This is a genomic window from Caulobacter sp. GW821-FHT10F06, assembly GCF_058809215.1.
On record NZ_JBXASK010000005.1, the window covers coordinates 233,771 to 247,152 of the forward strand.

Below are 13,382 nucleotides of genomic sequence, written 5' to 3' on the forward strand. Positions count from 1 at the left end.
GCGTCATGATCCTGTCCAAGCGACCGGACGTCGAGCGCTACCTGAAGGATCCCAATCCCGACATCCGCGCCGTCGTGATCTACGGCAAGGATCGCGGGGTGGTGCGCGACCGCGCCGACCAGCTGGCCAAGCGCCTGTTCGCCCGCCCCGACGATCCCTTCGACACCGCCCAGCTGACCGAGAGCGACGTCGACTCCCATCCCGGCAAGCTGGAGGAGGAGCTGTCGGCCCTGTCGATGATGGGCGGCCGGCGTCTGGTGCGCCTGCGTCTGACCGGCGAAAAGGCCGGTCCCGATAAGGCCACCGCAGAGGCCCTGACCCGCCACGTCGAGGGCGAGCTCAATCCCGACGCCTTCTTCATCGTCGAGGCCGGGGCCCTGGGGCGCGATTCCACGCTGCGCAAGGTCGGCGAGAAGGCCGCCGGTTGCGCCGTCATCCCCTGTTACGAGGACGAGGCCGGCGACATGGCCCGCCTGGCCCGTGAGACCCTGGCCAAGGACAAGGTCAGCCTCAACAGTGAGGCCCTGGACCTCTTCGTTTCGCGCCTGCCCAAGGAGCGCGGCGTGGCGCGGATGGAGATCGAGCGCCTGGCCCTGTTCCTGGGCCCTGGCAGCGGCGTCAACGCCACCGCCGCCGACCTCACCGACTTCCTGGGCGTCGAGCCGGAGGCCTCGCTCAGCGACGCCGCCGCCGATGCGTTCGGCGGCCGCCTGGGTCCGGCCCAGGCCGGCCTGCGCCGCGCCGCCGCCGAAGGCGAGGGCGGTCCGGCCGCCGTGCGGGCCATGGGCTATTATCTGGGTCGACTGCGCCGCACCCTGACCCTGCACAAGAACGGCATCGACCTGGCCCAGGCCGCCAAGGCCTCCGGCGTGTTCTGGAAGCAGGAGCGCGAGTTCCTGCGCCAGGCCCGCGCCTGGACCCTGGAGACCCTGCTCGACATCCAGGGCGAGATCCTCAACGCCGACCGGGCCTGCAAGACGTCAGGGTCGCCGGATCAGCTGATCTCGGAGCGGCTGGCGTTGATGATCGCCGGCCGGGCGCGGCGGCTAGGGCTGTAGAAAGCCCCCTCTCAATTGTCATCCCGGGCGAAGCGCAGCGTAGACCCGGGACCGCAAAAGGCTCCGAGCTTCCGGCGGTCCCGGCTCTCCGCTTCGCTGCGGCCTGGATGACAGGTTTTGTTGAGCTAGAAGATCGCCGCGCCGGCGGCCAAGGCGAAGATCGCCACAACCGCGCCGGCCAGGAACCACAGCACCGGCCGTCCAGGCCGGGCCGTCGCCACCACCACCGCCGGCGCCGGCGTCTCCGCCAGTCGCGCCATCGCCTTCAGCGCCCGCAGCGCCTCTTCCGCGAAGTCGCGGACCTTGGCGGCGGGGGACAGCTCGCGGGTGATCCAGCGGCGGACCACGGGGTCGGCGGCCGCCCAGATGTCGTGGGCCGGATCGATGCGGCGGGCCACGCCCTCGACCGTGACCATGGTCTTCTGCAGCAGCACCAGCTCGGGCCGCAGGGCCATTTCGAACAGGGCGGTGATCTCGAACAGCTGGGCCAGCAGCTTGCCCATCGACACCTCGCGGGCGTCCCGGCCGAACACCGGCTCGCCGACCGCGCGCAGGGCCTGGGCGAAAGCGTCGACATCCTGGTGGGCGGGCACATAGCCGGCGTCGAAATGGATGCGGGCCACGCGCGGATAGTCGCGATTGAGGAAGCCGTAGAGGATCTCGGCCAGATATTTCCGCTCGCCCGGACCCAGCCGCCCGATGATGCCGTAGTCGACGGCGACCACCTTGCTCGGCGCGGCGACGAACAGATTGCCCTCGTGCAGGTCGGCGTGGAACAGGCCGTGGTCCAGGGCCTGGGCCAGGAAGCCGCGCGTGATGTTCTCCGCCAGGGCCTTGCGGTCCAGGCCCGGCAGGGTCAGGGCTTCGGGCGTGGACAGCGGCGCGCCGTCGGCCCAGGCCAGGGTCAGGACCCGCTTGCCGACGCCGTCCCACACCACGTTCGGCGCGGACATGTAGGCGTCCTTGGCCATGGCCTCGCCCAGCTCGGCGCAGCCGGCGGCCTCGAAGCGCAGATCCATCTCCAGGTCCAGCGCCCGGATCACCACCTCGACGAACTCGGTGGGCTTCAGGCGGCGGGCCTCGGGCACGAAGCGTTCGGCCAGGGAGGCGGCCAGGCGCAGCACGGCGCTGTCCTGGGCCACCCGCAGCTCGATGCCGGGGCGGAGCACCTTCACGGCGACTTTCGTCCCGTCCAGCAGGCGGGCCGGGTGGGCCTGGGCCAGGGAGGCGGCGGCGACGGGCTCGTCCAGCTCCGCGAACAGGGTCTCGATCGGCCGGGCCAGGTTGCGCTCGATCTCGGCGCGGGCCTGCTCCAGCGGGAAGGCCGCCAGACTGTCCTTCAGGTGCGACAGGTCCTCGGCGAAGGCGGTCCCGAAGATGTCGGCGCGGGTCGACAGGAACTGGCCCATCTTGATCGCCGCCGGACCCAGCCCCTCCAGCGCGCCGGCCAGCCGCTGCCCGGGTCGGCCCAGGCGCGCGCGAGGACCGGCGAAGATCCGCAAGGTCCTGGCGACCAGGCGCGCCGAGGGCGGCAGGACAGGGTCCAGCTCACGCGGGATCAGGGCGTCGGCCCGGACCAGGATCCAGCCCGCGCCGATCAGGCGCCAGAACGCGGACAGTCGGGCCATGGAGCTAGATCGCCCAACCCTGGTGCAGGGCCGCCACGCCGCCGGTGAAGTTGGTGTAGGTGGCCCGCTTGAAGCCGGCCTCCTGCATCATCGCCAGGAAGGTGCGCTGGTCGGGGAAGCGGCGGATGCTCTCGACCAGGTACTGGTAGGCGTCGCGATCCTTGGCGACCCATTCGCCGACCTGCGGGATGACCTTGAAGCTGTAGGCGTCGTACGCCTTGGCCAGCGCCTCGGTGGCCGGGCGCGAGAACTCCAGGCACAGGAAGCGGCCGCCGGGCTTGAGCACGCGGCGGGCCTCGCGCAGGGCCGCGTCGATGTCGGTGACGTTGCGGATGCCGAACGAGATCACGTAGGCGTCGGCATAGGCGTCTGGCAGCGGCAGGCGCTGGGCGTCGCCGACCGTCCAGGTGATCTCCGGCTCGCCGCCCTTCTCGATGCCGGCGGCGATCATCTCGGCGTTGTAGTCGATGATATTGACCAGGGCGTCGGGGCCGCCCCGGCGCTCCTGCGCGCGGCGGGCCATCCTGGCGAAGCGGCGGGCCATGTCGCCGGTGCCGCCGGCGCAGTCGATGATCACCTCGCCCGGCTGCGGATTCAGGCGCGCGGCGACGGCGTCCTTCCAGAGCCGGTGCACGCCGCCGCTCATCAGATCGTTCATCAGGTCGTAGTTCTTGGCGACGCGGTCGAAGACCCCGCGCACCAGGCCGGCCTTCACCGAAGGATCGACGTCCTTGAAACCGAAAGTCGCGGCAGGCTTGCTCATGACGTCTTTTGACCAGGCTCTCTATATGCTGGTTCGCTCTTAGACCGCGCGCCGCGTCGCGTCATCACCTTGAGGCCCTCCTTGCCCGAATTGCCCGAAGTCGAGACCGTCCGGCGTGGTCTGGAGCCTGTCCTTAGCGGCGCACGCCTGACCCGCGTGCGCGCCAACCGGCCCGACCTGCGCTTTCCGCTGCCGGACGGCTTCGTCCAGCGGCTGACGGGCGCGAAGATTCTGCGCCTGGATCGGCGGGCCAAGTACCTGCTGGCCCCGCTGGATCGCGGCGACACCCTGGTGATGCACCTGGGCATGACCGGCCGGTTCGAGATCGCCTCGCCCGAGGGGACGATCCGGCCCGGCGACTTCGTTCGCGAGGTCAAGCCCGACGACAAGCACGCCCACGTCATCTTCGAGACGGAGGACGGGGCGGTGGTCACCTATCACGACCCCCGGCGGTTCGGGTTCATGGACCTGATCCCCACCGACCGCGTCGACCGCCATCCCTGGTTCGCGACCATGGGCCCCGAACCCCTGGGCGAGGGCTTCGACGCCAGAACCCTGGTCAAGGCCTTCGCCGGCCGCAAGCAGGGGCCCAAGACCCTGCTGCTAGACCAGAAGACCGTGGCGGGCCTGGGCAATATCTATGTCTGCGAGGCCCTGCATCGGGCCCACATCTCGCCGTTCAAGCCCTCGGGCATGATCGCCGGCAAGCGGCTGGGCCCGCTGACCACGGCGATCAAGGACGTGCTGACCGAAGCCGTCGAGGTCGGCGGCTCGTCCCTGAAGGACTTCGCGGCCGCCGACGGGGCGCTGGGCTATTTCCAGCACCGATTCCGCGTCTACGACCGCGAGGGCGAGCCGTGCCCGACCCCGGGGTGCAAGGGCGTGATCGCCCGGGAGGTCCAGGCGGGCCGCTCGACCTTCTTCTGTCCGGTCTGCCAGGTCTGAGGTCTATCCGATCGGCCGGTCGCGGCTGAACACCGACGCCAGGTGGTCGATGAACGCCCGCACCGCCGGCGGCAGGCCGCGCCGCGTCGTGAAGACGATGTGCACGACGCCGTCCTCCGAGCGCCAGTCCGGAAACACCCGCACCAGCCGGCCGGTGGCCAGGTCGTCGCGGCAGGCGTGGTCGGGCAGGAAGGCGACGCCGGCGTTGGCCGCGGCCGCGTCGCGCAGGGCCAGGAAGTCGCCGCAGGTCAGGCGCGGTTCGTGGCGGATCGTCCGCGTCGCCTCGTCCGGCCCCACCAGCTCCCAGGCGATCTCGCCCGACTGGTCGGTGGGGCTGAGGGTCGGCAGGCCCGCGAGCGCCTCGATCGCCAGTCCGTCGCAACGCGCCGCCAGCTGCGGGCCCGCCACCAGGATCCGCCGCGATCGGCCCAGGGTCCGCATGGTCAGGGCTGCGTCAGTGGCCAGGACCGTGCGCACGCGCAGCGCCACATCGATCCGCTCGTCGATCAGGTCCACCGCCCGATCGACCGCGATCACCTGCAGCCGCACCTTGGGAAAGCGCGCCAGGAACTGCGGCAGGGTCGGCGACAGGCTCTCGACCAGGCCGGTGGGACAGCTGAAGCGGATGACGCCGTGCGGCTCGTTCTTGGCCTCGGCGGCGACGGCGTCGGCCTGCTCGACGTCCAGGGCCACGATCCGGCAACGCTCATAGAAGGCCTGGCCCACCTCGGTGACCCGGAACCGCCGGGTGGTGCGCTCGATCAGCCGCACGCCCAGCCGCGCCTCCAGCTGGGCGACGCGGCGGCTCAGGGTCGACTTCGGCTGGCGCAGGGCGCGGCTGGCCGGCGCGAAGCCGCCATGGGTCACGACGGCGGCGTAGAGCAAGTAGTCGTTGAGGTCCGGCATTTTATTGTCCCATTTCCGGGACAGTCATTACCATATTGCCTGGCTACCGGCCTCATCGTTCCAGAGGCATCTGTTTCTCCACGGCGAACGGTTCGCCGCAAGCCAAGGAGAATTCAGATGAGCGGTCAATTCGAAGGCAAGGTCGTGGTGGTCACCGGCGGCACCAGCGGCATCGGCCTGGCCACGGCGCGCCAGTTCGCGGCCGAGGGCGCCAGCGTCTTCATCACCGGCCGGCGCCAGGCCGAGCTGGACGCGGCGGTGGCCTCGATCGGCGGCAAGATCGTCGGCGTCCAGGCCGACATGTCCAAGCTGGCCGACATCGATCGCCTGTACGACGCCGTCCAGCAGCGCCACGGCCAGATCGACGCCCTGTTCGCCAACGCCGGCGGCGGCGACATGCTGCCCCTGGGCGCGATCACCGAGCAGCACTACGCCGACATCTTCGATCGTAACGTCAAGGGCGTGATCTTCACCGTGCAGAAGGCGCTGCCGCTGCTGCGCGACGGCTCCAGCGTGATCCTGTCGGGCTCGACCACGGCGAGCACCGGCACGGCCGCCTTCAGCGTCTACAGCGCGTCCAAGGCCGCGGTGCGCAACCTGGCCCGCAGCTGGACGCTGGACCTCAAGGATCGCGGCATCCGGGTCAATGTCGTCAGTCCCGGCCCGATCAAGACGCCGGGCCTGGTCGAGCTGGCCGGTTCGGATCCGGTCCAGCAGCAGGGACTTCTCGACTACATGGCCAGCCAGGTCCCGGTCGGTCGCGTCGCCGAGCCCGAAGAAGTCGCCAAGGCGGTGCTGTTCCTGGCCTCCGACGCCTCGGCCTTCATGGCGGGTTCGGAACTGGCCATCGATGGCGGCGTCGCCCAGGTCTAAGGCGATCCGGAGTAAGCGGCGCGCCTGGCGCGCCGCGTCTTCGTCACTCCACGGGATGGGCCCGGCCGATCGGCTCTTCGGCCGCGTCGTCCTCGTCGCCCTCTTCGGGAACGATCTGCTCGGGTTCGCCCTGCTTGGCGAGATCGCGGGCTCCGACGCCGCCGCCTTGCTGGATGTTGTGGTTCGCCTCGGGGGTGGACGGATCGTAGACGTCGTCGCGCTCGGCCATGTCGTGTCTCCTCGTGAGGCTGATCAAACGGGCCGGCGGGCCCCGCGTTCCTCCCGTCTCACCGATGCGCGAGCTTTGCCGCGCGGGGCTCCCCTTCGCCGCACGGCCCTCTATAAAAGCGACGCATCACCAAGGAGCCTCCGCGTGGCCTACGAGACCCTGATCGTCGAAACCGCCCCGGAAGGGGCCGCCGGCGTCGTCCTGATCCGCCTGAACCGTCCCGAGGCCCTGAACGCGCTGAACGCCCAGCTGCTGGGCGAGCTGGGCCAGGCCCTGGCGGCGGCCGAGGCCGACGACGCTGTCGGCGCGATCGTGCTGACCGGCTCGGCCAAGGCCTTCGCGGCCGGCGCCGACATCAAGGAGATGTCGGAGAAGTCCTATGCCGAAATGTTCAAGGCCGACTTCTTCACCGCCGGGGCCCGCGCCGTCGAGCAGTGCCGCAAGCCGATCATCGCCGCCGTCTCCGGCTACGCCCTGGGCGGCGGCTGCGAGCTGGCGATGATGTGCGACTTCATCATCGCCGCCGACACGGCCAAGTTCGGCCAGCCCGAGATCAATCTGGGCGTCGCGCCCGGCATCGGCGGCACCCAGCGCCTGACCCGCTTTGTGGGCAAGTCCAAGGCCATGGACATGATCCTGACCGGCCGGATGATGGGCGCGGAAGAAGCCGAGCGTTCGGGCCTGGTCAGCCGGATCTTCCCGGCCGACACGCTGGTCGCCGAGGTCCTGGCCATCGCCGCCAAGATCGCCGGCCAGTCGCCGCTGGCCGTGGCGATGAACAAGGAGCTGGTCCAGGCCGCCTACGAGACCACCCTCAGCACGGGCGTGGCCCTGGAGCGGCGCCTCTTCCACTCGCTGTTCGCCTTCGAGGATCAGAAGGAGGGGATGGCGGCCTTCGTCGAGAAGCGCAAACCCGCGTTCAAGGGCCGCTGACCGACAGGCGACGGAATCCGCAAACGGCCCGTTGACCCGGGCCTAGGGTTCCCGTATATCCGCGCGCTCAAGATTTTCCCTGCTTCGCGGACGTCCCGCGCGGCTGTCCGTTTCGAGGTCCAACTTCCATGGCCAACAATCCCGGCGCCAAGAAGGCGATCCGCAAGATCGCCCGCCGCACCGAGGTGAACACCGCGCGTCGTTCGCGCGTGCGCACCTTCCTCCGCAAGTTCGAAGACGCGATCTCGGCCGGCGATGTCGCCGTCGCCAAGGCCGCTTTCATCGAGGCTCAATCGGAGCTGATGCGCGCCGTTTCCAAGGGTGTGGTTCATCCGAACACGGGCTCGCGCAAGGTGTCCCGCCTGGCCGCCCGCCTGAAGAAGCTGGACAAGGCCGCCGCCTAGTCCAGATTCTAGACGAACGACGTTCGTCCAAGGATTTCAAGTATTTGTGAGGGCCGGCTGAAGCAATTCAGCCGGCTTTTGCTTTGTGTTCAACTGCACGCTTTGTTGAAATAACGACGTCCGAAAAATAGCTGACTTAACTATTCCCTTGCCAGGCGAGGGGGTCTCGCGAGTCAACAGAAATATCCGCGATCGGACGCAAGTTTTCCGTTTGACCGGCCCGGGCCGCTGGCTAGTTTAAGCGTCTCAGCGCTCTTCCAGTCCATGGATAAATGGCGGCGTCGGACAACCTGCGTCCGGCGACTAAGAACCTGTGCGTGCTGAGGAAAAACCGGTCGTTCCGCCATGGGGGGCGTGCGGCTGGGTATGCGGCGGTGTTTTTGTGCGAGGCGGTGGACTGATGACAATCAAAGGTGGGGTGGCGAGCCAAGAGTTCTCGGCTGCGATCTCTGCGGTTGCCTGTGAGCCGGCCGGTGGGGTTTGGCAAAAGGTCTGCGTGGCTTTGAAGCGCGAGCTGGGTGATGCGGCCTTCGGGTCGTGGATCGCTCCGGCCAACCTGCGCGAGGGCCCGACGGGGGACGTCATCCTGGTCACCCCGACCGGGATCGCCCGTGACTGGATCCGTCGTGGCGCGTGGCGCCGGATCGGCGAGCTGTGGACGGCCAACGATCCGATGGCCCGTCGCATCGACCTGAAGTCGCGTCTGGAATTCGAAGCCTCGTCCGGCGCCTATGTCGACGTGGCCAAGGCCGAGCCGATCGAGATCGTGCTGCCGGTATCGACCGACGCTCCGGCGGTTGCGCCCGTCGCGGCCGGCAAGGCCTCTCGGACCCAGGGTCTGCAGGAGCGCTTCACGTTCGAGACCTTCGTCCCTGGTCCCGCCAATGAATTCGCCCACGCCGTGGCGCGCCGCGTGGCGAGCTGGGCCGACGGCCACTTCAATCCGGTCCTGTTTCACGGCCCCTATGGCTTCGGAAAGACCCACCTGCTGAACGCCCTGGCCTGGGAGGCCATGCGTCAGGCTCCGACCAAGCGCGTGGTCTATCTGACCGCCGAGCGCTTCCTGTCGACCTTCGTGCGCGCCGTGATGGATCGCCAGACGGCCGCCTTCAAGGAAGAGTTGCGCGCCGCTGACCTCTTGATCATCGACGATGTCCACTTCATCGCCGGCAAGCAGTCGACCCAGGAAGAGCTGTTCCACACCCTGACCGCCTTGGTCGAGGAAGGCCGGCGCGTCGTGTTCTCGTCGGACCGTCCGCCGTCGGCCATGACCGAGATGGACGCCCACCTGCGCTCGCACCTGTCGGCGGGGCTGGTCTGCGGCCTGGAGCCGGCCGACCGCTCGCTGCGGATGGGCATCCTGGAGCGCAAGATCCAGACCCTGTCGGTGGCGCACGGCTCCGAGCCGACCATGCGTCCCGACGTGCTGCAGTTCCTGGCCGACCGCTTCACCGACAGCGTCCGCGAGCTGGAAGGCGCGCTGAACACCCTGTCGGCCCGCGCCGGCGAGGGCCTGTCGCGCCTGTCGCTCGACGAGGTGCAGGCCATCCTGCGCCCGCACCTGCGGTCGGGCGAGAAGCGCATCACCATCGACGACATCCAGAAGGCCACCGCCGACCACTACGGCATGAAGCAGGCCGATCTGCTGTCCGAGCGCCGCAACCGCGCCGTGGCCCGTCCGCGCCAGGCGGCGATGTGGCTGGCCAAGCAGCTGACCACCCGGTCGCTGCCGGACATCGGCCGTCGCTTCGGCGGTCGCGACCACACCACCGTGCTGCACGCCGTGCGCCGCATCGAGGCCCTGCGCCTCGAGGACAGCGCCCTGAACCACGACCTGGAAGTGCTGACGCGCAAGCTGCGCGGCTAGGCCGGGGCGGTCCGGGTAACCGGTTTCCGCTGCGTCAGGTATAAGATGATGAGAGGGCCGTCCCGGTGGGGCGGCCCTTTTTCGTTCGAGGCTGTCATCCCGGCCAAGCGCGAAGCGCGCCGAGCCGGGACCGCCGGGAGCGCCGAGCCTATTGCGGTCCCGGGTCTTCGCCCGGGATGACAGAGATTGGTCACCGCGCCCGCCGCAGCGTCAGATTGATCCTCCCCCCGCCCGGGACCAGGCTCGACGAGCCCGGCAGGATGCGATCCACGCCGTGGAAGGCCAGGCGCGCCGGACCCGACAGGCGGCAGACATCGCCGGAGGTCAGTTTCAGGCTCCGTGTCGGGTCCTTGCGCGACGTCCCGCCGATGCGGAACACCGCCGTGTCGCCTAGCGACACCGATAGCACCGGAAAGCGCGGATCGGCTTCGTCGCGGTCCTGGTGCAGGCCCATGCGGGCGTCGTCGCGATAGAGATTGACCAGGCAGCTGTCCGGCGGCGTCTCCGCGTCGCCCAGGCTGGCCCACAGATCGAGCAGGGGCTGGGGCAGGGCGGGCCAGGGCCGGTCCGTGCCGGGATGGTGGTCGGCGTAGCGATAGCCCGCGGCGTCGCTGGTCCAGCCCAGCGGGCCAAAGCTGGTCATGCCGACGCTCATCGCCTTGCCATAGGACGTCGCGTAGTTCGCGAACGGCGCGACCTCGGCGGCCTCGAACACGGCGGCGACCAGCGCGTGCTGGGCCTCGGCGTCCAGCAGGCCCGGCCACAGGTCGAAACCCGGAATGATGGAGAGGCGTTGGTTCATTACCGATATTTAACGCGCCGGATCCGGACGAAAGGTGTTGGTTCGCGCCTCCGGTCAGGAAGGCCGGTGGAATATTCCATTTCAAGGTCGTCCATGCGTCGTCTTTTGTCTTCCGCGGCGGTCGCCGTGATCCTTCTCGCCGCCAACGGCGCCCTCGCCGCGCCCGTCACGAAACCGGCCGCCTCGCCCACCGCCGCCAATGTCACGACCCAGCTGCCGCGCAACGTCCGGCCCTCGCACTATGACGTGGCCTTCACGCCCGACGCCGGCAAGATGAGCTTCACGGCCAGCGTCAAGATCGCCATTGAGGTGGTCGAGCCGACCAGCACCGTCACCCTGCAGGCCGCCGACCTGACCTTCGCCAAGGCCGAGATCGCCGGGATCGGCGCGGCCAAGATCAAGGTCGACGATGAGGCCCAGACCGCCAGCTTCACCTTCGACAAGCCGCTGGCCAAGGGCAAGTACGTCCTGGCCATCGACTATGCGGGCAAGATCTACACCCAGGCCGCCGGCCTGTTCGCCCTGGATTACGAGACCGAGGCCGGCAAGAAGCGGGCGCTCTACACCCAGTTCGAGAACTCCGACTTCCGCCGCTTCGTCCCCTCGTGGGACGAGCCGTTCTACAAGGCCACCTTCAGCGTCGAGGCCACGGTGCCGACCGGCCAGCTGGCCCTGGGCAACATGCCGATCGCCTCGTCCAAGGACCTGGGCGGCGGCAAGACCCTGGTCAAGTTCGCCACCTCGCCGAAGATGTCGACCTATCTGCTGTTCTTCGGCCTGGGCGAGTTCGAGCGCGCCAAGGTCAAGGCCGCCGGCGTCGACATCGGCGTGGTGGCCAAGACCGGCGACACCGGCAAGGCCGACTTCGCCCTGAAGTCGGCGGCCGACCTGCTGCCCTGGTACAACGACTATTTCGGCGTCCCCTATCCGCTGCCGGCCCTCGACAACGTCGCCGCGCCGGGCCGCAGCCAGTTCTTCAGCGCCATGGAAAACTGGGGCGCCATCTTCACCTTCGAATACGCCATGCTGCTGGATCCGAAGATCTCGACCCAGGCCGACGCCCAGCGGGTGTTCACCACCGTGGCCCACGAAATGGCCCACCAGTGGTTCGGCGACCTGGTCACCATGGCCTGGTGGGACGACCTTTGGCTGAACGAGGGCTTCGCCTCGTGGATGGAGGGCCGGGCCACCGAGCACTTCCACCCCGAATGGAACAGCGCCCTCGACGCCGTCGGCGCGCGCGAATACGCCATGGGCATGGACGCCCTGAAGACCACCCACCCGGTGGTGCAGCACGTCGAGACCGTCGAGCAGGCCAGCCAGGCCTTCGACGCCATCACCTACCAGAAGGGCGAGGCGGTGATCCGCATGCTCGAGGCCTATGTCGGCCGCGACGCCTGGCGGGCCGGCGTGCGCGCCTACATGAAGAAGCACGCCCACGGCAACACGGTCAGCGACGACCTGTGGCGCGAGATCGAGGCCGCCGCCGGCAAGCCGATCACCGACATCGCCCACGACTTCACCCTGCAGCCGGGTGTGCCGCTGGTCACCGTGACCAACGCGACCTGCGCGGCCGGCAAGACCACCCTGACCCTGACCCAAGGCCAGTTCAGCAAGGACTCTCCCGACGCCAAGCCCCTGACCTGGCGCACGCCGGTGACGGTCAAGGCCGTCGGCGGCGGCGAGGCCAAGACCCTGATCACGGGCGGCAAGGGCTCGGTCACGGTCGACGGCTGCGACCCAGTGATCGTCAACGCCGGCCAGAGCGGCTACTTCCGCACGCTCTACGGCGAGCAGCGCTTCAAGGGCGTGGTGCAGGACTTCGCCAAGCTGCCGGCGATCGACCAGCTGGGCGTGATGTCCGACGCCTGGTCGATGGGCCTGTCGGGCTACCAGCCGGCCACGGACTTCCTCGACCTGGCCAAGGCCACCCCGACCAACGCCGAGCCGCAGGTGCTGTCGAAGATCGCCAGCGTGTTCCAGTCGATCGACGGCTATTACGAAGGCATGCCGACCGAGCGCGCGGCGTTCCGCAAGATGGCCCAGGCCCGCCTCTCACCGCTGCTGGCGAAGGTCGGCTGGCAGCCCAAGGCCGGCGAGCTGGACACCGTCGCCATCCTGCGCGGCGAGCTGATCAGCGCGCTGGGCGGCCTGGGAGACCCCGCGGTGATCGCCGAGGCCAACCGACGCTTCGCCGCCGACAAGACCGACCCCTCGGCCATCCCCGGCCCGCTGCGCAAGGCCATCCTGGGCGTCGTCGCCCAGAACGCCGACGCCGCCACTTGGGACGCCCTGCACGCCCAGGCCCTGGTCGAGAAAACGCCGCTGGTCCGCCAGCAGCTCTACACCCTGCTGGCCTCGGCCCAGGACGAGGCCCTGGCCGCCAAGGCCCTGGACCTGGCCCTGACGCCGGAGCCGGGCGAGACCCAGTCGAGCACGATGATCTCCCGCGTGGCCGCCAACCATCCGGATCTGACCTTCGACTACGCCGTGGTTCACAAGGATGCGGTCAACAGCAAGGTCGACTCCAGCTCGCGCACCCGCTTCATCCCGGGCCTGGGCGCCGCGTCGTCGGATCCGGCTATGGCCGACAAGATCCGCGCATACGCGGCCGCCAACCTGGCCGAAGGCTCGCGCAAGGACGCCGAGAAGTCGGCCGCCTCGGTCGTCAACCGGGTGAAGATCCGCCAGAGCCGCCTGCCCGCCATCACCGCCTGGGTGGCCAAGGCGCAATAGCGCGCAAAGAAACTTTGGCGGCCTTGGGTCGCACATCGCAGGACTTGACGACGGCCGCGCCCCCCAGGCGTGGCCGTTTTCCCTTGTTCAGCTTGAGATTCCCCTTCGTAGAATGAGGGAATGGCCTTGCGGCGTGGTAGCTATCCCCCATATCCGCCTGCGAAGCGGGGTTGACGGGCTCGTCAACTTCGAAGAACGCATTCTGCCCGCACGACTTCGGTCGCCGCGACAGGATTGG

Annotated in this window: 12 protein-coding genes; 7 read left to right on the forward strand and 5 right to left on the reverse strand. The window is 69.1% G+C overall.

Annotated features, from left to right (window positions below; translation table 11 throughout):
• The first annotated feature begins 5 nt into the window (after window positions 1-5).
• On the forward strand, window positions 6-1,058 hold the full coding sequence (gene holA / locus AC1RUS_RS13135) for a DNA polymerase III subunit delta (RefSeq protein ID WP_492916759.1): 1,053 nt from the start codon (window positions 6-8) through the stop codon (window positions 1,056-1,058).
• A gap of 125 nt (window positions 1,059-1,183) precedes the next feature.
• Here holA and ubiB read toward each other — a convergent pair whose 3' ends face one another.
• Window positions 1,184-2,686, reverse strand: coding sequence for a 2-polyprenylphenol 6-hydroxylase (gene ubiB, locus AC1RUS_RS13140; RefSeq protein WP_492916761.1), 1,503 nt, complete (start codon window positions 2,684-2,686; stop codon window positions 1,184-1,186).
• 4 nt (window positions 2,687-2,690) lie between these two features.
• Entirely contained in the window at window positions 2,691-3,449 is a 759-nt protein-coding gene (locus AC1RUS_RS13145; protein WP_492916763.1) for a class I SAM-dependent methyltransferase, read from the reverse strand.
• Between the two features lie 81 nt (window positions 3,450-3,530).
• Between AC1RUS_RS13145 and mutM the strand changes: the two genes are divergently transcribed.
• Window positions 3,531-4,394, forward strand: coding sequence for a bifunctional DNA-formamidopyrimidine glycosylase/DNA-(apurinic or apyrimidinic site) lyase (gene mutM, locus AC1RUS_RS13150; RefSeq protein WP_492916765.1), 864 nt, complete (start codon window positions 3,531-3,533; stop codon window positions 4,392-4,394).
• Between the two features lie 3 nt (window positions 4,395-4,397).
• Here the strand turns inward: mutM and AC1RUS_RS13155 are convergent, their stop codons facing one another.
• The gene (locus AC1RUS_RS13155; RefSeq protein ID WP_492916767.1) at window positions 4,398-5,300 is read right to left on the reverse strand and encodes a LysR substrate-binding domain-containing protein; all 903 of its coding nucleotides are present in this window, start codon (window positions 5,298-5,300) and stop codon (window positions 4,398-4,400) included.
• A gap of 117 nt (window positions 5,301-5,417) precedes the next feature.
• Here AC1RUS_RS13155 and AC1RUS_RS13160 point away from each other — a divergent pair, with 117 nt between their 5' ends.
• On the forward strand, window positions 5,418-6,173 hold the full coding sequence (locus AC1RUS_RS13160) for an SDR family oxidoreductase (protein WP_492916769.1): 756 nt from the start codon (window positions 5,418-5,420) through the stop codon (window positions 6,171-6,173).
• Window positions 6,174-6,216: 43 nt separating this feature from the next.
• Here the strand turns inward: AC1RUS_RS13160 and AC1RUS_RS13165 are convergent, their stop codons facing one another.
• Window positions 6,217-6,402 carry a hypothetical protein gene (locus AC1RUS_RS13165; RefSeq protein ID WP_492916771.1) on the reverse strand — a complete coding sequence of 62 codons (186 nt, stop codon included), beginning with the start codon at window positions 6,400-6,402 and terminating at the stop codon, window positions 6,217-6,219.
• 144 nt (window positions 6,403-6,546) lie between these two features.
• Between AC1RUS_RS13165 and AC1RUS_RS13170 the strand changes: the two genes are divergently transcribed.
• The 3 genes from AC1RUS_RS13170 to dnaA all read left to right on the forward strand — a co-directional run bounded on the left by AC1RUS_RS13170 (window position 6,547) and on the right by dnaA (window position 9,606).
• A complete protein-coding gene (locus AC1RUS_RS13170) occupies window positions 6,547-7,335 on the forward strand; it encodes an enoyl-CoA hydratase (RefSeq protein ID WP_492916773.1) in 789 nt (262 codons plus the stop codon).
• A 128-nt stretch (window positions 7,336-7,463) separates the two neighbouring features.
• Window positions 7,464-7,739, forward strand: a complete 276-nt coding sequence (gene rpsT / locus AC1RUS_RS13175; protein WP_421739847.1) for a 30S ribosomal protein S20 — start codon at window positions 7,464-7,466, stop codon at window positions 7,737-7,739.
• A 400-nt stretch (window positions 7,740-8,139) separates the two neighbouring features.
• Window positions 8,140-9,606, forward strand: coding sequence for a chromosomal replication initiator protein DnaA (gene dnaA, locus AC1RUS_RS13180; RefSeq protein ID WP_492916775.1), 1,467 nt, complete (start codon window positions 8,140-8,142; stop codon window positions 9,604-9,606).
• Window positions 9,607-9,796: 190 nt separating this feature from the next.
• Here the strand turns inward: dnaA and AC1RUS_RS13185 are convergent, their stop codons facing one another.
• Entirely contained in the window at window positions 9,797-10,408 is a 612-nt protein-coding gene (locus AC1RUS_RS13185) for an alpha-ketoglutarate-dependent dioxygenase AlkB (RefSeq protein WP_492916777.1), read from the reverse strand.
• Between the two features lie 126 nt (window positions 10,409-10,534).
• On the opposite strand from AC1RUS_RS13185, the gene AC1RUS_RS13190 reads away from it, so the two are divergent.
• Window positions 10,535-13,144: a M1 family metallopeptidase gene (locus tag AC1RUS_RS13190; RefSeq protein WP_492916779.1), complete on the forward strand. Its 2,610-nt coding sequence runs from the start codon at window positions 10,535-10,537 to the stop codon at window positions 13,142-13,144.
• Window positions 13,145-13,382: the final 238 nt, after the last annotated feature.

Coding starts and splice junctions, on each gene's coding strand:
- holA (WP_492916759.1), top strand. CDS start 6: ATGATCCTGTCCAAGCGACCGGACGTCGAGCGCTACCTGAAGGATCCC.
- ubiB (WP_492916761.1), bottom strand. CDS start 2,686: ATGGCCCGACTGTCCGCGTTCTGGCGCCTGATCGGCGCGGGCTGGATC.
- AC1RUS_RS13145 (WP_492916763.1), bottom strand. CDS start 3,449: ATGAGCAAGCCTGCCGCGACTTTCGGTTTCAAGGACGTCGATCCTTCG.
- AC1RUS_RS13155 (WP_492916767.1), bottom strand. CDS start 5,300: ATGCCGGACCTCAACGACTACTTGCTCTACGCCGCCGTCGTGACCCAT.
- AC1RUS_RS13160 (WP_492916769.1), top strand. CDS start 5,418: ATGAGCGGTCAATTCGAAGGCAAGGTCGTGGTGGTCACCGGCGGCACC.
- AC1RUS_RS13165 (WP_492916771.1), bottom strand. CDS start 6,402: ATGGCCGAGCGCGACGACGTCTACGATCCGTCCACCCCCGAGGCGAAC.
- rpsT (WP_421739847.1), top strand. CDS start 7,464: ATGGCCAACAATCCCGGCGCCAAGAAGGCGATCCGCAAGATCGCCCGC.
- dnaA (WP_492916775.1), top strand. CDS start 8,140: ATGACAATCAAAGGTGGGGTGGCGAGCCAAGAGTTCTCGGCTGCGATC.
- AC1RUS_RS13185 (WP_492916777.1), bottom strand. CDS start 10,408: ATGAACCAACGCCTCTCCATCATTCCGGGTTTCGACCTGTGGCCGGGC.